Raw genomic sequence first — 19,928 nt, forward strand, 5'->3', positions numbered from 1 at the left:
GCTGACGGGTTGGGCCAGTCAAAGCCGTTCCCAGCCAGGTGGTGGTGCACCAAATTGCACCACAGCGCCGCTGGGGGACGCCCGCTCCCGAGAGCAGCGCGGAGGCGAAGCACCTCCCCGATGGGCGTCCGGTTAGCACCCCGCCATCGCGACTGTCTGCGGACCAGCTATGTGAGACAGATGGTGAGAGCTGCGTGCGACCGCGACGGCCCGTACGCCGGAGGACCGGCTATCGAGACCCAGCATCGGTCGGGCTCACCTGAGGGTGACGATCACAAGCGGTCAGCGAAGCTCGGCCGAGAGTTGGCGGCTTGGCGCTTCGGCGCCGCCACCGAAGTCATCTATGTTTCTGGGTAACCCTCAACGATTGGCTACCGCTCAATGACCACGTACGGCTACCGGATCCACACCCTCGAGCCGCGTCTCGGTCGCGCACGTGAGCAGAACGGGGCGATGGCGCTCGAGGATGTCAGCGCAGCCGGCGGGGAAGTGGATGCGTTCGAGCAGTTCAAGAAGGAACTGCTCGAACTTCAGGACGATCGGACCCAGCTCGGGACGCCGACGTTCTACGTCGACGAAGCCACGGACGCAGAACGCAAGGCCAAGCTCGATGAGACCGAGGGTGTGCCGTACTTCGAGGTAACGGACGTGCAGGTCGAGGACCGGCGCATCCGTGTGACGGTTGAGACCGGTCGGGAGCAGGACCATGACGCATTGGTCAGTCGGGACGGCACGCACGAGCCGATCGAGCGCAAGGCAGCGGTGCGTGGGATGCAGGTTGTGCTGCTCTTCCCCCAGGCTGGGCCGATGGCGATCATGCTCTCGGAAGTACGTGGGCAGACCTATGTCGGCGAGCTCTTGATCAAGTGGCTGACGCGTCGCGCCCAGCACGCAGCCGTGGCCGTGAACGCCGACAACCGCAAGATCGTCGGTCCATTCCTGAACTGGCACCTCACTCCGAGAATCGACGGGGCCAGGCTCGACGGCATCCTCGGCAACGCCGCGGACCCGTCCTTCCGTCTCCGCCGGCGCGGTGTTAGCGCCGCGGGGACACGGACCAGCTATGACCTGGAGCTGGTGCAGTGGGGCTTGAAGAAGACGACCGCTGAGAAGGTGTTCGATGCGATCCTTGCGATGGCTGCACGGAAGGGCTCAACTACAGAGCTCGAGCGGCGCAAGGCCGCCGCGAGCGATGTGATCGAGCTCGTCGATCCAGCTGTCAGTAGGAGCGGCATAGAGTACGACGACGCCGAGATCTCGATCGTCGAGCGAGGCAAACGGCAAACGATCAACGCCGAGACAGTGGACAAGCTGTTCATCTACCCTCTGGGATCCACTCGTCCCAAGGGGTACCAGCTGATCCACGAGGCAGCCCCGGTGGTCAATCGCATCGCGAGCGCGTTGAAGATCACCACCACCCTTCCCGAGTAACACCAGCTTGAACGGAGGACGAAGCCGTGGCCTCACAACTCTGGCCCATCGAACTCTTCCGCGGGCACTGGAAGGCCCTCAGTGATTACCGCGACGAAGCCATACATCCGGACCGGTTCACGCGAACAATTCTGTTGCTCGTGCCTGCGGGCGCGTTCATCGCGATGCTTACCCTGCCGGACGCGCGGCTGGCCGCACCCGGCGCGCTCCTAAGCGGTGTGGCGCTGCTGGCGGGGAGCTTCCTCGCTGCTTGGGGGCAAATCTCGTCGATGCGCCTCAAGCTCACGGAACGGGCATCGGTATTCGGCGAGACCGAGCGCATCGATCGGGACGCCCTGGACGAGTCGGCCGCCCACCTGCTCGTGGCTTCGCTATTTTCGGGCGCCGCTGCGCTTATGTTGGTGCTCGGTATGAACTTCACGGCCGACCCGGAGACTGGCACCATTCATGGTTTCTTCGCCGCGATGGCTATCGCCTTCGCCAGCTACGTCCTGCTGCTCTTCCTGATCGCCGTTCCGCGCCTGTACACGGCCTACGTCACCCTTCACTCCGTCCGCAACGAGTTGAACGGAACCCACCGAAGCCGTCGATGACGTCTCAATAGTCGATCGACTATCGGACATCAAGAGGCCGGGCTGGCTGGCTCTGCACTTGACCGGTCATCCGAGAATTTGATGTGCGCGCGTCGCTCGACATCGGCTACCAGGTCTTCGGTGCGGACATCGCCTCTTACCCAGTTGACGAGCGAAGTCATCGCTTGCCCGACCATGTTCGGGACTCCCGGGCGCGGTTCCTGGATCATCGCAAGCATCACCAGGAGGACGTGGGCGACGTCCTCTTCCTCGGGCTTCAGGCGGGCACGCAGCTGGTTCATCGCTGTCCCAACTGCAGCCAACGCGGGGCCTTGCCCTTGGCGAGCGCCCTGAGCCTGCCGGTAGTCGAGCAATGCTGCGATCGAGTTCATTAGCCACTCGCGTCTCTCGGCGTACTCCAGCTCAGCACGTTGGCGCCGCCGATCCATCGAGTCACGAATCCAAGGCACTGCAACGGAACCGACCAGACTGATGACCGCACCCACGAGGACGCCATAGAACCCCCAGAGCGCTGGATCCAGAGATTGAGGCGCGGGCTGGGCGGCGAAGAAGGTAATCGGCGAGGAGTACGTCACTGCAACAGTGTGCCAACAGCGCGCCGGGCCCGGAATGTCCTACTACGGGGAGCGCCGCGTCAGCCGAACGGCAATTGAGACGGTTTTGCAGCGAGCTGGGCGACCTCGCCAATAGCATCCAGCCGGCAGGCACAGGCTGAGACCGGAGACCGACAGGACCGGCACCCTTCCGGGCAGCAGGGACGCACCTACGGGTGGATCAGCGTGCAACTGAGCGCTTCGACGCGCTCGACGCAAGCTGGTCCGAGGCGAAGATCGGGCCGAACGTCTCGTTCGGGGCTTGCTCGACGGGCATCCCGAGCCGACGGGCGATGGTTCCCGCCATATCGCGGACCCCGTCTCCCTCGTCCCCGACGGCGTGCCGGCCTGTACCTGCGGGCGCCTACTCGGGTGCGATACGGGAGAGCGCCGCGGCATCACCCGACCCAGCCGTCTTGGAGCCTCAGGTCTTCGGCTTCAACAACACGGAGTAGAGAGGATCGGTGACTATAGAGATCATCGTGTATCCGTTAAACGGAGGCGTCGCTTGGACCGGTTGGGGGACAGGGCTCCCAGAGATTATCCGAAGCGAGTCCGCTCGAACAGCGACCGAAGCCGGCAATTCCGCGTGCGAGCTATTCGCGTATGAAGCGGAGGTCCCGATACGGGTTTGCCCTTCGCCGGATCTGTCCGACGCTGAAGGTGCTGCGTTCCGCTGTGCGGTCGAGGGCAACCAGCACATCGGCATTGTTCGCATGCGAAGCGGGTATCGGGCCTGGGCGCGCTTCGGAGTCGGTCAATCAACTGTGCGAGTCGATGCAACCGTCGACAACGGGTATGTTCTTGCCCACATGCTGGTCGAGCAAGTCGAAGAGCTCGGGCTTCCATGGTTGCCCGGAGCGCTGCCGGTCACGCAGGGTCGCGGGGTGGACGACATTACCTTCATGTGGTTCAAGAGTGGCCTGGGACAGGTGTAGTACAAAGACGCCGTCGGAGGCTCGCTGCCGACGGGCGCGGGCACGTGTTCGGTGGAAACGACTGCGCTGGGGCGTTGCAGCTGGCCGATGGCGCTGAAGAGATGGTTTTGTTGGCCCAGAGCGATCTTCAGGACTTCCTCGCAGAGACCTCGATTGCCCTGGGTGAGCTTCACGAGCCAGAGGCACAGGCCTAGTCAGCACCTGTTTGCCAGTGGGTGGCTGAGGGTGCCAAGCCGCGTGATGACTGGGACAGGGGTTGTTCGACAGAATGTAGGCATGGACCTTTCTACCCCTGCCCAGCACAGCGAGTGGAACTGGAGCATTTGCCCGGTCGTCACTCTGACCGTTGAGGGGCAGCGCGTTCCCGGCCACGGTGTCCGCGGAACGGCGTTCCTTATCGACAACGAGGACGATGGGCTCATCGGCATGACAGCGCGCCATGTCCTCGACGGGCTCCAGCCGGGTCAGACGGCCGCGTTACTGCTCCCCAATGGGGCTGAGTTCCGTCCTCTGTTCGTATCGGCTGCGGAATTCCATCCTACAGAGGATATCGCAGTATTCACTTTGGCGAACGATCGTCCAGCTGGCAGGGTGCGCCTGCGTACCTCGACTGATAGGTTCCCAATTAGCGGCGATTATGCGGTGTTGGGGTATCCTGACGACGATTACTGGCGGGGAGACAGCGAGGGCGTCACACTTGAACTGACGTATTCTGCTGGGCACCTGCGCAGGTACAGGGGTCCCGGAAACCTGCCGGGTATTCGCGGCAACATGTTCATGGAACTGAGTCAGCGCGCCGGCGCTGGTTGCTCCGGGGCACCGGTCCTGCTGAGGCCAACACTTCCGGATAGCGCGGATCCCACCGCGTTCCCCGTCTTCGGTATCTACGTCGGCGAACGGTCGTCGAGGCAGGGGGACGCCGCGCCGCTGACGTTCGCGTACGCGGTTCCATTCTCGGCGGTGTCCGACTGGGAACCTCAGCTGCTGAACGGGCGTTCGCTCTTCACCTGATCACTGCAGGCGCTCCCGCAGGCAACAGGCCGCGTTCGGCGTGAAGCGACCCTATGCTCCTCGCTGGGCGCGCCAGTTTTCCTGTCGTCGTTTTGAGCGGGAGAAGATGCGCAGCAGCGTCCGATAGCCGGTCCACCAGTGAGCCCCGGGTTACCGGCAGGGGCTTCGGACTCCTACGGCCCTGCTCTGGATCGAACCCTGTCTCACATAGGTGGTCCGCGAACTATCTCAGTTCACGCACGCTATACGGACGCCTCCCGACGCACGAGAGCTGAGCCCGGCACTGGGCGACGTGGCTGCTCCGCGCTGCCAAGCAACGTGTGCACATCCGTATTTCAGACACATTCAGTGGAGGTCGGACAAGTTAGCTGGCGGACGACAGTTGGACACCCAGGACCCGCTCACATGCTCAGCTCCATGTCACTTCAAGGGTCACGATTCACGCCAGTGATAGTGCCCCTTATCCGAAACTTCCGGAGCACCCCCTCGGGCGCTCGATGACGACGAAATCCCTCCAGAACGCCGGACCTCGCCGGTAAACCAGGTCCGGACAGAACGGAGCCCTCATGCGCCACGTCACCCACCTACAGGCCGTCACCGGGTCCGGCACCGCGAAGCAGCGCGAGACCGCGTCGGCACGCACCGACGCCGAGATCCAGCGCGCGATCGCCCGCGCTGACGCCGCACTCGCCGCCGCTGGTCATCAGGTCACGGACGAGGAGACCCGTGAGCTCGGCCGCCAGGTCGCCGCCGGAACCGTGTCCGGCGACGAGGCCGCCGCTCGCATCATCGAGAAGCTCGAGCGATAAGTGTCATGGGCCCCGATTGCACCTTCCAAGACATTGAGGCGATGAAACCAGGGCGTGACGGCCACTAACTTCGCACTCGTATTCGTAGAACACTCCACACGCCGTCGCTCGAAATCAACGCGTGTCCGTAGCGGATTGCCGATCGGCTTCAGCCGCGACTATACCTGTGCCAGGTGATTCGACCTCAGCGACAGTTCTCTTCGAGCGGCGCGACCGCACCGCCGGAACTGACCCTACCGGGCCAATGACGGCAGAGGCTGTCCGCCTCAGCTTCGATCCGTGGCCGCCGCGCCACGCTGCAGCGCATCCGCAAGCGATCGAAGTCTTCTTACGGCGGGAAGAACCTCTGACAATTCGTACGAAGTGTGCCGAGGATCAGGCGACGACTCAACAGTTCGGATCGGCGCGGGATCGAGCCCGGCTAAGATTCCAAGCACGTCGACAATTTCATCAACGCCAGGACTGAGGGCCGACTTCCTCTCGATCAGCGAAATATCACGCGCTGAGAGCACCTCGCCTGCTTGCGCTTCCTCGCGAAGACGTGTCAAAACAGTAGCAGTGACCTCGAGTTCACGCTCGCGGTTTCGGACGAGCTCCTCTAACTCAGCTTTTCCTTGCTCACCATCAAGGACCGCCGCTATTTCCCACGGCCGAAAACCGAACGAAGAACTGATTCGCACAAGCCTGCCAAGATCAGTCGCCGTGATCAGTGACCAATTCTTTGCGTTGGCAGTACTGCGAATTGTGTCGCCCGAAAAGCCAGGACCCACAATGGCGACGTAGTCTGCTTTATGTTTTGACTTGTGCGTTTCGAGCGCAATATCGCTCACACTAGTATGACTGACCTTGCCCGAGGATGTGGATTTGCCGTCGACTATCCCGACACGAAGGAGGCCGCTACTATCGCGCCACTTCACAAGCACATCGGTGTCACCCGATCCACTGACGCGCTGGGATTCGAATCCCATGTACTCGAAGGCGCGCTGGATGAAATCTTCGAAAGCACTTCCGGGCGCACCGTTGTCCGCCGATGGATCAAGTGCAGTTCGCTCTAGGCCCTCTGCGATGCGTACTGCGAGCGTCTTCTGATTTTCCCCGGACTCGGGCCGAATGGCCGCTTGAATCGCGTCAGATGGCCTCTTCGCGGCGGAAGGAGCCCCCTTGATCCAGACGTCAAGATCTGCAAGCGGCAGAGACGCGCTGACCGCCAGTCCAAGCTTTGTTGCCTGCACAGCCGACCACGACGTTTGGATAAGCAACTCTGCGTCCTCGAGAAACGAGATCAGCCAGCGAACTTTGTCGGTGTTGAGGCCAACGCTCGTGCCATGCGCATAAACGTCGCTCCGAGGCGTACTCGTCTTGATCAGAAGAAGCAGCTCGCCTACGAAGCGCATATGAGCATGGAGCACACGAATAAAGTTGAGATCGTCTCCGGAATCGATCCACGCTCTGGCGGCGGTCGTGGCCATGAAAATGCCGCGCTGCTTCTCCTGCAGGAATCCTGCCGCGCGCATGAACGGAAGCATGGAGTCCACGCTGCTGCGCTTCAGATTGAATCGATCAGCTATGAACTGCAGGAGCACGGACTTCTCGATCGGATCGACAGCGGCGCCGATAGCGACCTTCATGTTCTCGATCTTATTTGGATCGGTTTTCGGGCTCGGAACCCAAATGTTGTATGTGGCGCGATCTATGTGCTTCTCGGGGTCCTTCGCCAGCGCGTTCAACAGAGCTGCAATCTCGACCGGGGCTTCCGCGATTTCGATAACCGCGGCATCGTCTTCGTACTCGAGAGCCATCGGCGAAACTGTCAACCAGCCATCGTAGAGCTCTCGGCCAAGCCCTGTCGCGTGCATTTTTCCACCGCCGAGCCACTCCACAACGCCCAGAATCTCGAGCCACGTCAGTCGGTTCCGAACGTTCGCGACGTTACCCCACGGAAGGCGATAGCTTGCCACGATCTCATCGTGTACCTCCTTCACGGTGCGTGGGCCGTCGATTAGGCGGCCAAGAGATTCGGCCACGACACGGATCCGGCTCGCGAGAAGGTTCGCTAGGACCTTTGGATCCCGCGTGCTTAGGTACGCTGCGCCTTCCGGAGTGAGCTCAAGTCCCGCCAACGAGGACTGAGTGAGACCGAGGGAGTTCAGGAGAGTCCGGTAGTAGCGCCAGTCTTTCGGCGAGTCGATTTGACTGAGAGTCGGGTGAGCGGCGAAATTCAAGATGGGCCCTTGTGCCACGAGTTTGAGGAGTTCGACCAAAATGGCTATGGTTTCGTCCTTTTTCCCGGGAAGGTTTGGGACCGAAGCCAACTGTGAAACCCACAAGTGGTGCTGCGCACGGAGCTCTTCGATTCCAACTCCCGCGACGGGTGACGTGCCTGTCAGGGACCGGCTCTCGGTTGACTCGTTTGAATTACTCAACTAACTCTCCCCCAAGTGGCGACGGTAGATGTGAGGTTAGTGGTTGAAACTGGCACTACAACCCTGACCCCACACTCACGCCGTTGGCGCTCCTTCAGCTTGGCAACGACTAGCTACCCGGCTCAGCATGCGGCTGAGCGCTGGATCGTGCACGACGGCACGCGGCAGAGCGGTCCCTCGACGACCACCGCCCTCGACTAGCGTCGCGGTGGGCTTCCTTGTATAGCTTCGACTCGCTCACTATGCACGAGCGCGCGGCTCGATTGCGAGCAACCCAGCGTCGCGCTGGTCCTCACAGAAGACTCGGTCGGCAATCGTCGGCTGCCGGGGTCGACGGAGGCTCCGCGCAGTTGCGTGCAGGTGCTCCGTTACCGCGCGGTTACTGGAGAGTGCCCGTCAACGAACGAAAAGAGCCCCAGACCCCCGTATCTCCGGGGATCTGGAGCTCTCTGCGTTGGCGGTACCGGTGGGATTTGAACCCACGGTGGAGTTGCCCCCACACATGTTTTCGAGACATGCTCCTTAGGCCGCTCGGACACGGTACCGCCGACGATCCTACCGCATGCCGGGAGGCCCGAGGAACGCAGGACCGTCGGCTCGCCGTCCCCAGCGGCGCCCGATGCACGGCTGTCCACCGACCCCGGACACGGTGACCTGGCGCTGAGGCCGACTGCGTATCGTCCCGGGTATGAAGACGCGCTCTCTCGTGGCACTCGTGTCCTCCGTCGGCGGTGGCCTCGCGGTCGCCGGTGCCGCAGCGCTCGGGGCCCGGGCGGGCGTCCGGGGGCAGCGCGCCGCGGCACAGCGAGTCGTCGACATGCTGCCGGTGCACGCGGACTGGTGGCGGGAGCGCATCCACCACGAGGGGCAGCTCACCTACGTGGCGATCGGCGACTCCGCGGCCCAGGGCGTCGGCGCGACGGTGCCGAGCCGGGGCTACGTGGGGTTGCTCGCGCGGCGGGTCCGGCGGCGGTCGCGGTCGACCCTGCGCGTCGTCAACCTCAGCGTCTCCGGCGCCACGACCTGGGGTGCCCGGCACGAGCAACTCCCGGTCCTCGGCACGTACACGCCCGACATCTGCACGGTCGTGATCGGGGCGAACGACATCCTGGACTTCCATCCCGACAAGTTCGAGCGGAACCTCCGCCGTATCTACGCCGCGGTGCCCTCGCACGCGATCGTCGCGGACCTGCCGTGCATGTTCTTCCGCGAGCGCGAGCGCAAGGTCCAGGTCGCGAACGAGATCGTGCACCGCGTGGCCGCCGAGTTCGGCCTCACCGTCGCGCCCCTGCACGAGATCACGAAGCGCGTCGGCCTCCGCCGGACCTTCCGCAACACGTACGGCGACCTCTTCCACCCGAATGACAACGGCTACCGCATCTGGGCGAGCGCGCTCGAGCCGGCGGTCGACGCCCGTGTCGACACCCTGATGGCGATTCGCCGCTACCTCTCCGCGCGCGAGGTCGAGGAGCTCGGCCCGCGTGCGGCGGCGGTCGCGGCGGCCCGGGCGGACCAGGACGCCGACACCGCCGACGAGCACAGCCCGGACCTCCAGCACCTGCGACAGCACCGATCGCACGGCAGCCACGTCGCGGGGAACCCGGACGCGCCGACCGAGCGCCACGACGCCGCGAGCCACCGCGGCGATGTCAGCGGCGCCGCCTAGCCTCGACGCATGGCCAGGGCCCAGACCGCGTACCGCTGCACCGAGTGCGGGTGGACCAGCATCAAGTGGGTCGGCCGCTGCGGTGAGTGCCAGTCGTGGGGCACGGTCGAAGACGCGACCGCCGTCCAGGCGAGCACCCGTGGCACGGCGGCGGTTGCGGTCACCGGTGGCCGGGTCGCCAAGCCGATCACCCAGGCCGTCGGCGAACGCGTCACGCACTGGCGCACGGGCATCGGCGAGTTCGACCGCGTGCTCGGCGGTGGCATCGTGCCGGGCGCCGCGATCCTGCTGAGCGGCGAGCCCGGAGTCGGCAAGTCGACGCTCCTGCTCGAGGTCGCCTCCCGTGCGGCCGCGGCCGGCAAGCGTGTCCTCTACGTCTCGGCCGAGGAATCCGTGGACCAGGTCCGGATGCGCGCCGAACGCACGGGGGCGATGCACGACGAGCTCTACCTGGCGAGCGAGGTCGACCTCGCCGTGATCCTGGGGCAGATCGACCAGGTGCAGCCCGACCTGGTGATCGCCGACTCCGTGCAGACGATCTCGTCGAGTGCGGTCGACGGCATCGCGGGCGGGGTGTCCCAGGTGCGCGAGGTCGCATCGACCCTCATCCGCGTCGCGAAGGACCGCGCGCTCCCCATCCTCATCGTCGGGCACGTCACCAAGGACGGCACGATCGCCGGTCCCCGGCTGCTCGAGCACCTGGTCGACGTCGTCTGCCACTTCGAGGGCGACCGCCAGACCGCACTCCGCTTCATCCGCGCGCTCAAGAACCGCTTCGGCCCGACGGACGAGGTCGGCTGCTTCGACATGACCGGCGACGGCATCCACGAGGTCCCGGACCCGAGCGGGCTGTTCATGTCCCGGGCCGGCGCCCCGGTCAGCGGCACCTGCATCACGATCGCCCTGGAGGGCCGGCGCGCGCTTCCGGTCGAGGTCCAGGCGCTCGTCGTGCCGAGTTCCGCGCCGCAGCCCCGGCGGGTGGTCAACGGCGTCGACTCCTCCCGCGTCGCGATGCTCCTGGCGGTCCTCGAGCGCCGCGCCGGCATCAAGCTGTCGGACAGCGACGTCTACGTGTCGACCGTCGGCGGCATGCGGCTGACCGAACCGGGCGCAGACCTGGCGATCGCCCTGGCACTGGCGAGCGCGGCTCGGGACCGCCCGTACCCGCACACGCTCGCCGCCGCGGGCGAGATCAGCTTGGCGGGCGAGATCCGCCCGACCACCGGCGAGAAGCAACGGGTGTCCGAGGCCCGGCGGCTCGGGTTCACGACGGTGCTCGGCGCCGACTCCGAGCACCTGCGTGAGGCGTTACGCGTCGCCTTCGCGATGACCAAGTCGGTGCGCGAGCGCGAGCTCGACGCGGCGTTCTGAGGCGGACGCAAGCCGCGCCTCCCGATCGCACAGGACTGGTGACGGGGACGCGGCGGACCCGGGTGCGGCCAGCAGGTCGCACTCGGGTCCGGGTCCGGGCCGCGAGTCAGACGATCGCGCCGACGGAGGTCGCCTCCGTCGCCGCGAGGTGCTTGTCGATGCTCGTCTTGACGGTCTGCGCGTAGTGCTGCATGGCGCTGCCGTACGTGCCCTTGAGGGCCTTCACCTCGATGGCGGCGAGACCTGCCTGGCGCTCGGACGTCGAGTCGCCCTTCAGCGCCCGGCGGTCCTGCTCGAGCCCGGCCGGCTTCGACGCCCACGCCGTCTGGGCCTCCTTCGCGATGGTCTCGACGGCGCCGCCGTAGCCGCCGCCGATCGCCTTCGTCTCGATCGCGTGCACGGCCTCGCGGCGGTCGTGCCCCTTCTTGCCCTTCAGGGCCGTGATGTCGCTCCGCAGCGCGCTCGGCACCGAGCCGGTCTCCAGCCGGACGGCGTGGGCACGGAGCGTGCGCATCGGGAACGCGAGCGCGACCCGCGTCGCGGAGGACGACGACGAGGACGGCGTGGACGACGAGGACGACGACGGCGCGGCGGTCGGCGTCGCAGCGTCCGCGGCGGTGGCGCCGACGCCGAACGTCAGCGCGACGACGGCGCCGGCGGTGGCTGCTCCGATGAGGATGCGGGATGCGGTGGTCTTCATGGTCTGCTCCTTCGCGGCCGACGGTTCCGCGGCCTGCCGATCATCCTGCGAGCGCTCCGACACGACGACGTTCGGGCTGTGTACGGGTTGTGTAAGGCGTCCTCGATCGACGGAGGGAGCGGGTTGGATGGTGTCATGAGCGACAGCCGCGGCCTGGTCGTCGTCGTGGAGGACGAGCCGACGATCGCCGACGTGGAGCGCATCTACCTCGCGGATGCCGGCTTCGGTGTCCACATCGCTCGCGACGGCCGCGCGGGCCTCGAGGCCATCCGGTCGCTCCATCCGGTCGCGGCCCTCATCGACATCGGACTCCCGGGCATCGACGGAATCGAGGTGTGCGCGCAGCTCCGTGCGGTCGGCGACTGGACGCCCGTGGTGTTCGTCACGGCTCGGGACGCCGAGGTGGACCGCGTCCTCGGGTTGGAGCTCGGGGCGGACGACTACGTCACGAAGCCGTTCTCGGCGCGGGAGCTGGCAGCGCGCGTCAAGGGCCTCGTCCGCCGGAGCCAGCAGTCGCTGCAGTCCGACCTGCTCGTCGTCGGGGACCTCCGCCTCGACCAGCGCTCCCGGACCGTCCGACTGGCCGATCGCGCGGTCGACCTGACCGCCACGGAGTTCGACCTCCTCGCCTACCTGATGGGGAGCCCGGGCCAGGTGTTCTCGCGGTCGCAGCTCCTCGCGGCGGTGTGGGGCGTCGCCGACTACCGCGGGAGCCGCACCGTCGACGTGCACGTCGCACAGCTCCGGGCGAAGCTCGGCGACACCGGCCCGCTGCGCACCGTCCGTGGCGTCGGCTACGCGTTCGGGCCGGCGTGATGGCGCGCCGTGCCAGCCTCGCCTCGCGCATCGTCCTCACGACGGTGACCGTCGCGCTCCTGGCGACGTTCGCGACGGTCGGGGTCGCGTACCAGCTCGTCCGCCAGGTCACGATGCAGCAGTCGCGCGAGCAGCTGCGGGCCACGACCCTCGTCGTCGCGTCGACGCCCCCGCGGGAGCGCCGCACGCTCGTGCGCAACCTCGACCGCACCCACGCCCGGAGCATCCGCCTGCTCCTGGTGCACGCGAACGGGACGACGGTACCGAAGCGGACCGGGCCCGTCCCCGCCGCCGCGATCCGGCGGGTGCAGACCGCCGGCGTCCTGTCGGAGCGGGTGCACGCGTCCGGACACGTCTTCCTGCTGCAGGGCGAACGACTGTCGGCCGGGGACACCGTGATCGCGACGCAGGACGTCTCACTTGTCCGGTCCGCGACGCGGCGTCTGCTCGACCGTCTGCTCGTCGCCGCGCTGTTCGGGGTCGCCGTGGCGGTCGCCGTCGGGATCGTCGTGGCGCGGCTCGTGGTCCGTCCCCTCCGTCGAGCCGCCGCCGTCGCGCGACGACTCGCCGGTGGGGAGCGCGGGATGGCCGCGGGTGCGGCGACACACGAGACCATCACGGAGGTCGCGGACATCGACGACGCCCTCGCCACCCTCGACGCCGCCCTCGCCACCTCGGAGGGGCGCCAGCACGAGTTCCTGTTGTCCGTGTCCCACGAGATCCGCACACCGCTCACCGCGATCCGCGGGTACGCGGACGCGCTGGCGGACGGACTCGTCCCGGAACAGGGGGTCGCGGCCGTCGGGCGGACCCTGGTGACCGAGACCGCCCGGCTCGACGCCTTCACCCGCGATCTGCTCGAGCTCGCGCGGCTGGAGGCCGACGACTTCCCCCTCCGACCGGAACCGGTCGACGTCGCGGCGATCGCGACGCAGGCGCTGACCGCGTGGGACGCGCGCGCGGACGGCCTCGGCGTGCGACTCGCCCTGGAGGCCCACCACTCGTTGCCGACGTGCGTCTCGGATCCGATGCGGGTGCGGCAGCTGCTCGACGGGCTCCTCGAGAACGCCCTCCGTGCAGCCCCCGCCGGTTCGGCGGTGACCGTGCGGATCGCGCCCGGCGACGATCCGGCGCGGCCGTCGACCACGATCACCGTCGAGGACGGCGGACCTGGCCTCTCGGACGCCGACCTGTCGGAGGCGTTCCAGCGGGGGCTCCTCGCCGATCGGTACCGCCGGCAGCGCGCGGTCGGCACCGGCCTCGGTCTGTCGATCGCCCATCGGCTGGTCGGGCGGCTCGGCGGGTCGCTCCGCGCCGGGCACGCACCGGGAGGCGGTGCCGCGTTCACGCTCACCCTCCCGGCGAGCGGCGGCAAGCGCGCGGACTCAAGCAACTGACCTGCGGCCGTGCTGAACCGGTGCGTGTTCACGCGACCGACCTGCGGCCGCGTGGAACCGGTGCGGACGCACGTCACCGATCTGCGGCCGCGTGGAACCGGTGCGAACCACGCGACCCGGCCCCGGCCCTCCCGGCCTACGCGCGCAGCGCCGCCAACAGGTCGGCGGGCTCGGCCTGCATCGTGTTCGGCCCCGCGATGTCGAAGAACACCTGCTCGAGCACGTCCAGGTGCGCGGCGATGAACTCCTCGAGCCGGGCGGCGTCGTACACCATGACCTGCCGGACCTTCTCGTCCGGCACCATCGCGGTGTAGGCGTCGACGGACGAGAACAGTAGCAGGATGCGCTTGTCGGTGCCCTCACGGCCGAACACCCGGACCTGCTGGTCCTTCGGACGCCCGGTGACGAGCTTCGGCACGATGACGATGTCGTGCCGCAGGGCGAACGCGACCGCGGCGACGTCCTGCGCGGCGAGCGCTGCCTCGAGCGGCTCGCTCCGGAACCGTTGCTCGGCCATCACTGGAGCACGAACTGGGTCGAGGTGGCGCTCGTGATGTTCCCCACGGCGACGCTGAGGTGGTAGCTCGCGCCACCCGCGGTCACCGACGGCCGGCTCGAGTCGCAGGTCGACGTGGAGGACCGGGTGCGGTCCCACGTGATCGCGGGCGTCGTCAGGGTCTGGCCGCCCTTGATGGTGATGTCCTGGTCGGTGCCGCCGGTCTGGCAGTCCTTGCTCGACCAGTACGTCTCGGTGCCGCTCGTGATCGTGAGGACCTGCTGGCTCGAGCCGAGGTCCATGTGGCAGCTCGTCGACGCGGTGTTCGTGATGGACATCGAGATCTTCGGTTCCTCCGTGGGGCCGTACTGCGTCTTGTCGGTCAGGGCCTTGAGCGTGATCTGCGACTTGCGGCAGGTGGCGCCGTTCTTGGTCGACCCGGCTGCGGGTGCGGACGTCGCGCCGGCGGTGGCCCCGGGCTCGGGGGTGGCGATCGCGGCCGCGGCCGCGGTGGCTGCGGCGCTCGCTCGTGCCGATGCGTTCGCCGCGGCGTCGGCAGCGGCGGCGCGCGCAGCGGCACGCTCGGCCGCGCTCGACGACCGGTGCGCGGACGCGGTCCGGGAGGCGCTGGCCGAGGGAGCGGGAGCGGCCTCCGATCCGCCGCCGTGGCCGAAGACGATGAGGAGCACGACCACGATGACGAGGAGCAGCGCACCGCCGACGATGGCGCGCCGCCGCCAGTACACAGCGGCGGGCTGACCGCCGACGGGGTTGCGGAACGACGACATGCGGACAGGGTAGGTCCGCTCGGCGGGGTTCCCGCGGAGCGACGCCGGACCGGCGCGAGCGGCTCAGAGGATCTTGAGCATCCGGGTGTTGCCGAGCGTGTTCGGCTTGACCCGGGCGAGGTCGAGGAACTCCGCGACGCCCTCGTCCGACGACCGCACGAGCTCCGCGTAGACCTCGGGTGACACGACGGACTCCCCGATCTCCAGGTAGCCGTGCTTCGTGAAGAACTCGACCTCGAACGTCAGGCAGAAGATCCGGCCGATGCCGAGCTGGCGGGCGTCGTGTTCGAGCCCGTCGAGGAGCCGGTGCCCGACGCGCTTGTGGAGCCAGGCGGGGTCGAGCGCGAGCGTGCGCACCTCGGCGATGTCGTCCCAGAACACCGCGAGCGCACCGCACCCGATCGGCACCCCGTCGGGCCCCTCGGCGATCCGGAACTGCTGGATCGAGCCGTACAGGGTGACGTTGTCCTTGCCGAGCAGGATCCGCCGCGACACGTAGGGCTCGATGAGCCGCTGGATGTGTGGCACGTCCGAGGCGAGCGCCGGACGGACGAGGATCCCGTGCTCGTCGCGCGCGAGTGCCGCCGGCTCCTGGTCGTCCATCCGCTCCACCCTAGCCGGGGTGCCGCGCACACGACGGCCGGGAGGCGCGGGACCGGTCCGCACCGTCCCTCCCGGCCGGTGGGCGGAAGCTGGATCCGACCTGACGGCGCACCAGGCACCCGGCGTAGCGTGCGCGCCATGACTGACTCCAACGACGCAGCACAGCACCCGGCGGTCCCCCTCGGCAGCGAGGGGCGCCACGCAGCGGAGCCCTCGGGCGACGCCGCAGCAATCGACCACGACCACACGCACGACTCGGGCGGGCACACGAACATCGGTGCCCTGGGCGACGACTCGGTGGGGCACATCTTCGACCAGACGAACGGCCTGGCGGACGGCCTCTCGGGCGACAGCGAGGAGAACGAGGACCTGCAGGGCAGCGAGAGCAGCACCGGCGACGGGCGCCTCACGTTCGACGACACCGAGGGCGGCGGCAACGTGACGGACGGCGGCGGCTACACGGCCGGCGACGCTCGTGACGGCGAGGTCACCCACCCCTAGCCCGGAGCGTCCCCTGCGGGACGAGCCCCGAAACGACGCGATCCCCTCCCCACCACCGTTTCCAGTGGTGCGGAGGGGATCGCGTCGTGTGTGGGGAGGAGGCCCTTACGCCTCGAGCTCCCCGGCCGGCTCGGCAGCCCCGGCGAGCACTTCCTCGCGGCCCGGCTGACGCCCGGTCTCGAACTGGAAGGCACCGTCGGCGAAGTCGACCTTGACGTGGTCGCCCGCCGTGAGCTCACCCTGCAGGATGTGCTCGGACAGCTGGTCCTCGACTTCGTGCTGCATCGCGCGACGCAGGGGCCGGGCACCGAGGGCGGGGTCGAACCCGACCTTGATGAGCTGCTCCTTGGCGGCGAGCGACAGCTCGACGGTCATGTCGCGGTCGAGCAGGCGGTCGGACAGGCGCTTGACGAACAGGTCGACGATCTGCAGCAGCTCGTCCTGCGACAGCTGCGGGAACACGATCGTGTCGTCGACGCGGTTCAGGAACTCGGGCTTGAAGTGCTTCTTCAGCTCCTCGTTCACCTTGGCGCGCATCCGGTCGTAGCCGACGGACGAGTTGCCCTCGACCTGGAACCCGACGGGACCACCCGCGATGCCCTGCGAACCGAGGTTCGTCGTCATGATGATGACGGTGTTCTTGAAGTCGACCACGCGACCCTGACCATCGGTCAGGCGGCCTTCCTCGAGCACCTGCAGGAGCGAGTTGAAGATGTCCGGGTGGGCCTTCTCGATCTCGTCGAACAGGACCACGGAGAACGGCTTGCGGCGCACCTTCTCGGTGAGCTGGCCGCCCTCCTCGAACCCGACGAACCCGGGAGGGGCACCGAACAGCCGCGAGACCGTGTGCTTCTCACCGAACTCCGACATGTCGAGGGAGATCAGCGCGCCCTCGTCGTCGAACAGGAACTCGGCGAGCGCCTTGGCCAGCTCGGTCTTCCCGACGCCGGTGGGGCCGGCGAAGATGAACGAGCCGGAGGGCCGGTTCGGGTCCTTGAGGCCGGCGCGGGTCCGGCGGATCGTCTTCGACAGGGCGGAGATCGCTTCCTCCTGACCGATGACGCGCTCGTGCAGGGCCTTCTCCATGAAGACGAGGCGCGAGGTCTCCTCTTCCGTGAGCTTGAACACCGGGATGCCCGTGGCCTGCGCCAGGACCTCGGCGATGATGCCCTCGTCGACGGTGCCGGACGCGGCGACGTCACCCGCACGCCACTGCTTCTCGAGGCGGAGCCGCTCGCCGAGCAGCTTCTTCTCCTCGTCGCGGAGCGACGCGGCCTTCTCGAAGTCCTGCTCCTCGATGGCGGCTTCCTTCTGCCCGCGGACCGTCGAGATCTTCTCGTCGAAGTCACGGAGCTCCGGCGGCGCCGACAGGATCGACAGGCGGAGGCGTGCACCGGCCTCGTCGATCAGGTCGATGGCCTTGTCCGGCAGGAACCGGTCCTGCACGTAGCGGTCGGCCAGGTTCGCCGCGGCGACGATCGCGCCGTCGGTGATCGACACCTTGTGGAACGCCTCGTACTTGTCGCGGAGGCCCTTGAGGATGTTGATCGCGTGCGGGAGGGACGGCTCGTTCACCTGGACCGGCTGGAACCGGCGCTCGAGCGCGGCGTCCTTCTCGAAGTGCTTGCGGTACTCGTCGAGCGTGGTGGCTCCGATGGTCTGGAGCTCACCACGGGCGAGCAGCGGCTTGAGGATCGAGGCGGCGTCGATCGCGCCCTCGGCCGCACCGGCACCGACGAGCGTGTGGATCTCGTCGATGAAGACGATGATGTCGCCGCGGGTGCGGATCTCCTTCGTGACCTTCTTGAGGCGCTCCTCGAAGTCACCGCGGTAGCGGGACCCGGCGATGAGCGACCCGAGGTCGAGCGAGTAGAGCTGCTTGTCCTTGAGCGTCTCGGGCACCTCGCCCTTGACGATCGCCTGGGCGAGGCCCTCGACGACGGCGGTCTTGCCGACGCCCGGCTCGCCGATGAGGACGGGGTTGTTCTTGGAACGGCGGGAGAGGATCTGCATGACCCGCTCCATCTCCTTCTCGCGCCCGATCACCGGGTCGAGCTTGGCGTCACGCGCGGCCTGGGTGAGGTTGCGACCGAACTGGTCGAGCACCTGCGAACCCTGCTGTGCACCCTGCTGGTTCTCGCCGCCCACGGCGACGGCCTCCTTGCCCTGGTACCCGGACAGGAGCTGGATGACCTGCTGGCGGACCCGGTTGAGGTCGGCGCCGAGCTTCACGAGGACCTGGGCGGCGACGCCCTCGCCCTCGCGGATGAGCCCGAGCAGGATGTGCTCCGTGCCGATGTAGTTGTGGCCGAGCTGCAGCGCCTCGCGCAGGGACAGCTCGAGCACCTTCTTGGCGCGCGGGGTGAACGGGATGTGCCCCGTCGGCTGCTGCTGGCCCTGGCCGATGATGTCCTGGACCTGCTCGCGGACCGCGTCGAGGGAGATCCCGAGCGACTCGAGTGCCTTGGCGGCGACGCCCTCACCCTCGTGGATGAGACCGAGGAGGATGTGCTCGGTGCCGATGTAGTTGTGGTTGAGCATCTTCGCCTCTTCCTGGGCGAGGACGACAACACGACGGGCTCGGTCGGTGAATCTCTCGAACATGTGCTCTCCCTTGGCTCCGAGGGGGTGGAGCCGACAGATGTGCCGGTCCCTGGTGGGCCCGGCGACGTACATCGAGACTAACCAGCGCGCCTCCGCGGGGCTGCCCCTGTTCGCCGTGGGCGTGACCCACGTGCGCGGTCCGTCCGGACGGCCCGGGAGGCGGTGCTCGCCTCGCCTGACCCTGGCCGCGGTCAGGTGGTCACCGCTACCCTCCGGACCATGGAGGCACCACTCGTCGGGATCGTGATGCACCCCTCGAAGGACGTCCGGGCGTCGGTCGAGACCCTGCAGCGCTGGCACGCGTCGGGGCGGGGCCAGCTCGTCGCGCGCCGGATCGACGCCGCGCGGCTCGGCCCGGGGATCGAGGTGCTCGACGACGTCGAGTTCTGCGAGCGGGTCGACCTCGTCGTGTCCCTCGGGGGCGACGGCACGATGCTCGGGTCGATGCGCCTCGTGGCCGCACGTCCGGTGCCGGTCCTCGGGGTGAACTACGGCAACGTCGGGTTCCTCGTCGAGATCGAACCCGAGGAGCTCGCCGCGGCGCTCGAACGGATGTCCGCCGGTGACTACTCGCTCGAGCCGCACCACGCGCTCGAGGCCGTGCTGACGTGGTCGGGTGCCCGCACGAACTACCTCGCGTTCAACGACCTGACGATCGTCCGGCGCCCCGGCGCCGGGCAGGTCTCGGCCGACCTGACGATCGGGGGCCTCACGTACGGGTACTACCGCGCCGACGCCGTCGTCGCCTCGACCCCCGCCGGCTCCACCGCCTACAACTACGCCGCCGGGGGCCCGGTGCTCTCCCCCGCCCTGTCCGGCTCGGTCGTGACGCCCGTCGCCCCGATGGCCGGGATCGACCGCTCGGTGGTCCTCGCGGCGAAGGAGCGCTACCGGTTCGACATCGCCGAGGGCACGCGCAGCGCCGCGCTCGAGGTCGACGGGCTCGTCGTCGGCGAGGTCGCCACCGGTGCGCAACTCGAGGTCCGGCTGCGCAAGAACGCCGGCACGGTGATCCGCCTCGACGCCGAGCGCCACGGGCGGACCGGCCGGGTCAAGCTGAGCCTGCTCGACCTCCCGGTGCGACCGGACCAGCTCATCGAGCTCATCCCCTCCGAGGTCCGGCAGCGGCTGCGGCAGCACGACCGGCCGGAGCCCGAGGAGGGCTGAGGCCGCGACTCCAGGCCGGGA

18 protein-coding genes and 1 tRNA gene are annotated in these 19,928 nt (G+C 67.7%); 10 read left to right on the forward strand and 9 right to left on the reverse strand.

Going from position 1 to position 19,928, the window contains the following annotated elements; genetic code table 11:
• The first annotated feature begins 381 nt into the window (after positions 1 to 381).
• Together DEI82_RS02390 and DEI82_RS02395 are read left to right on the forward strand one after the other, a co-directional pair.
• On the forward strand, positions 382 to 1,431 hold the full coding sequence (locus tag DEI82_RS02390) for a hypothetical protein (protein ID WP_111035687.1): 1,050 nt from the start codon (positions 382 to 384) through the stop codon (positions 1,429 to 1,431).
• A gap of 26 nt (positions 1,432 to 1,457) precedes the next feature.
• A complete protein-coding gene (locus tag DEI82_RS02395) occupies positions 1,458 to 2,024 on the forward strand; it encodes a hypothetical protein (RefSeq protein WP_111035688.1) in 567 nt (188 codons plus the stop codon).
• 29 nt (positions 2,025 to 2,053) lie between these two features.
• Here DEI82_RS02395 and DEI82_RS02400 read toward each other — a convergent pair whose 3' ends face one another.
• Positions 2,054 to 2,599: a hypothetical protein gene (locus tag DEI82_RS02400; protein ID WP_146242809.1), complete on the reverse strand. Its 546-nt coding sequence runs from the start codon at positions 2,597 to 2,599 to the stop codon at positions 2,054 to 2,056.
• 199 nt (positions 2,600 to 2,798) lie between these two features.
• The gene (locus tag DEI82_RS16415) at positions 2,799 to 2,924 is read right to left on the reverse strand and encodes a hypothetical protein (RefSeq protein WP_258371920.1); all 126 of its coding nucleotides are present in this window, start codon (positions 2,922 to 2,924) and stop codon (positions 2,799 to 2,801) included.
• A gap of 907 nt (positions 2,925 to 3,831) precedes the next feature.
• Here DEI82_RS16415 and DEI82_RS02410 point away from each other — a divergent pair.
• Together DEI82_RS02410 and DEI82_RS02415 are read left to right on the forward strand one after the other, a co-directional pair.
• Positions 3,832 to 4,566 (forward strand): trypsin-like peptidase domain-containing protein, encoded by a 735-nt coding sequence (locus DEI82_RS02410; RefSeq protein ID WP_181435074.1) that lies wholly within the window; start codon positions 3,832 to 3,834, stop codon positions 4,564 to 4,566.
• Between the two features lie 566 nt (positions 4,567 to 5,132).
• A complete protein-coding gene (locus DEI82_RS02415; RefSeq protein ID WP_111035691.1) occupies positions 5,133 to 5,375 on the forward strand; it encodes a hypothetical protein in 243 nt (80 codons plus the stop codon).
• Between the two features lie 266 nt (positions 5,376 to 5,641).
• Here DEI82_RS02415 and DEI82_RS15940 read toward each other — a convergent pair whose 3' ends face one another.
• A complete protein-coding gene (locus DEI82_RS15940; RefSeq protein ID WP_146242810.1) occupies positions 5,642 to 7,399 on the reverse strand; it encodes a restriction endonuclease in 1,758 nt (585 codons plus the stop codon).
• A gap of 854 nt (positions 7,400 to 8,253) precedes the next feature.
• Positions 8,254 to 8,343, reverse strand: a tRNA-Ser gene (locus tag DEI82_RS02420).
• Positions 8,344 to 8,486: 143 nt separating this feature from the next.
• Here DEI82_RS02420 and DEI82_RS02425 point away from each other — a divergent pair.
• Positions 8,487 to 9,464: an SGNH/GDSL hydrolase family protein gene (locus DEI82_RS02425; RefSeq protein ID WP_111012003.1), complete on the forward strand. Its 978-nt coding sequence runs from the start codon at positions 8,487 to 8,489 to the stop codon at positions 9,462 to 9,464.
• Positions 9,465 to 9,473: 9 nt separating this feature from the next.
• Complete coding sequence (gene radA / locus DEI82_RS02430) at positions 9,474 to 10,835, forward strand: DNA repair protein RadA (RefSeq protein ID WP_111035692.1); 1,362 nt, start codon at positions 9,474 to 9,476, stop codon at positions 10,833 to 10,835.
• A 106-nt stretch (positions 10,836 to 10,941) separates the two neighbouring features.
• Here radA and DEI82_RS16105 read toward each other — a convergent pair whose 3' ends face one another.
• Complete coding sequence (locus DEI82_RS16105) at positions 10,942 to 11,535, reverse strand: hypothetical protein (protein WP_181435075.1); 594 nt, start codon at positions 11,533 to 11,535, stop codon at positions 10,942 to 10,944.
• A 135-nt stretch (positions 11,536 to 11,670) separates the two neighbouring features.
• On the opposite strand from DEI82_RS16105, the gene DEI82_RS02440 reads away from it, so the two are divergent.
• The gene (locus tag DEI82_RS02440; RefSeq protein WP_111035693.1) at positions 11,671 to 12,351 is read left to right on the forward strand and encodes a response regulator transcription factor; all 681 of its coding nucleotides are present in this window, start codon (positions 11,671 to 11,673) and stop codon (positions 12,349 to 12,351) included.
• Complete coding sequence (locus tag DEI82_RS02445; RefSeq protein WP_111035694.1) at positions 12,351 to 13,748, forward strand: sensor histidine kinase KdpD; 1,398 nt, start codon at positions 12,351 to 12,353, stop codon at positions 13,746 to 13,748. Before DEI82_RS02440 ends, DEI82_RS02445 begins: the two co-directional genes overlap by 1 nt.
• Before the next feature lie 136 nt (positions 13,749 to 13,884).
• Here DEI82_RS02445 and DEI82_RS02450 read toward each other — a convergent pair whose 3' ends face one another.
• The 3 genes from DEI82_RS02450 to DEI82_RS02465 all read right to left on the reverse strand — a co-directional run bounded on the left by DEI82_RS02450 (position 13,885) and on the right by DEI82_RS02465 (position 15,635).
• Complete coding sequence (locus DEI82_RS02450; protein WP_111010304.1) at positions 13,885 to 14,265, reverse strand: dehydrogenase; 381 nt, start codon at positions 14,263 to 14,265, stop codon at positions 13,885 to 13,887.
• On the reverse strand, positions 14,265 to 15,032 hold the full coding sequence (locus DEI82_RS16110; protein ID WP_181435076.1) for a hypothetical protein: 768 nt from the start codon (positions 15,030 to 15,032) through the stop codon (positions 14,265 to 14,267). The genes DEI82_RS02450 and DEI82_RS16110 overlap by 1 nt, the downstream gene beginning before the upstream one ends.
• A 63-nt stretch (positions 15,033 to 15,095) precedes the next feature.
• A complete protein-coding gene (locus DEI82_RS02465; RefSeq protein WP_111035696.1) occupies positions 15,096 to 15,635 on the reverse strand; it encodes an amino-acid N-acetyltransferase in 540 nt (179 codons plus the stop codon).
• A 138-nt stretch (positions 15,636 to 15,773) separates the two neighbouring features.
• Between DEI82_RS02465 and DEI82_RS02470 the strand changes: the two genes are divergently transcribed.
• Positions 15,774 to 16,136 (forward strand): hypothetical protein, encoded by a 363-nt coding sequence (locus DEI82_RS02470; RefSeq protein ID WP_146242811.1) that lies wholly within the window; start codon positions 15,774 to 15,776, stop codon positions 16,134 to 16,136.
• A gap of 105 nt (positions 16,137 to 16,241) precedes the next feature.
• Here DEI82_RS02470 and DEI82_RS02475 read toward each other — a convergent pair whose 3' ends face one another.
• Positions 16,242 to 18,740, reverse strand: coding sequence for an ATP-dependent Clp protease ATP-binding subunit (locus DEI82_RS02475; RefSeq protein WP_111010393.1), 2,499 nt, complete (start codon positions 18,738 to 18,740; stop codon positions 16,242 to 16,244).
• A 219-nt stretch (positions 18,741 to 18,959) separates the two neighbouring features.
• Between DEI82_RS02475 and DEI82_RS02480 the strand changes: the two genes are divergently transcribed.
• Entirely contained in the window at positions 18,960 to 19,907 is a 948-nt protein-coding gene (locus tag DEI82_RS02480; RefSeq protein WP_111011999.1) for an NAD(+)/NADH kinase, read from the forward strand.
• Positions 19,908 to 19,928 lie beyond the last annotated feature (21 nt).

The sequence above is a fragment of the Curtobacterium sp. MCBD17_019 genome, from assembly GCF_003234555.1.
Taxonomy (GTDB): Bacteria; Actinomycetota; Actinomycetes; order Actinomycetales; family Microbacteriaceae; genus Curtobacterium.

Excerpts from the sequence above, each read along its gene's own strand:
- DEI82_RS16415 (WP_258371920.1), bottom strand. The coding sequence starts at position 2,924 with ATGGCGGGAACCATCGCCCGTCGGCTCGGGATGCCCGTCGAGCAAGCC.
- DEI82_RS02480 (WP_111011999.1), top strand. The coding sequence starts at position 18,960 with ATGGAGGCACCACTCGTCGGGATCGTGATGCACCCCTCGAAGGACGTC.
- DEI82_RS02390 (WP_111035687.1), top strand. The coding sequence starts at position 382 with ATGACCACGTACGGCTACCGGATCCACACCCTCGAGCCGCGTCTCGGT.
- DEI82_RS02475 (WP_111010393.1), bottom strand. The coding sequence starts at position 18,740 with ATGTTCGAGAGATTCACCGACCGAGCCCGTCGTGTTGTCGTCCTCGCC.
- DEI82_RS02425 (WP_111012003.1), top strand. The coding sequence starts at position 8,487 with ATGAAGACGCGCTCTCTCGTGGCACTCGTGTCCTCCGTCGGCGGTGGC.
- radA (WP_111035692.1), top strand. The coding sequence starts at position 9,474 with ATGGCCAGGGCCCAGACCGCGTACCGCTGCACCGAGTGCGGGTGGACC.
- DEI82_RS02410 (WP_181435074.1), top strand. The coding sequence starts at position 3,832 with ATGGACCTTTCTACCCCTGCCCAGCACAGCGAGTGGAACTGGAGCATT.
- DEI82_RS16110 (WP_181435076.1), bottom strand. The coding sequence starts at position 15,032 with ATGTCGTCGTTCCGCAACCCCGTCGGCGGTCAGCCCGCCGCTGTGTAC.
- DEI82_RS02470 (WP_146242811.1), top strand. The coding sequence starts at position 15,774 with ATGACTGACTCCAACGACGCAGCACAGCACCCGGCGGTCCCCCTCGGC.
- DEI82_RS02440 (WP_111035693.1), top strand. The coding sequence starts at position 11,671 with ATGAGCGACAGCCGCGGCCTGGTCGTCGTCGTGGAGGACGAGCCGACG.
- DEI82_RS02415 (WP_111035691.1), top strand. The coding sequence starts at position 5,133 with ATGCGCCACGTCACCCACCTACAGGCCGTCACCGGGTCCGGCACCGCG.
- DEI82_RS16105 (WP_181435075.1), bottom strand. The coding sequence starts at position 11,535 with ATGAAGACCACCGCATCCCGCATCCTCATCGGAGCAGCCACCGCCGGC.
- DEI82_RS02465 (WP_111035696.1), bottom strand. The coding sequence starts at position 15,635 with ATGGACGACCAGGAGCCGGCGGCACTCGCGCGCGACGAGCACGGGATC.
- DEI82_RS02450 (WP_111010304.1), bottom strand. The coding sequence starts at position 14,265 with ATGGCCGAGCAACGGTTCCGGAGCGAGCCGCTCGAGGCAGCGCTCGCC.
- DEI82_RS02445 (WP_111035694.1), top strand. The coding sequence starts at position 12,351 with ATGGCGCGCCGTGCCAGCCTCGCCTCGCGCATCGTCCTCACGACGGTG.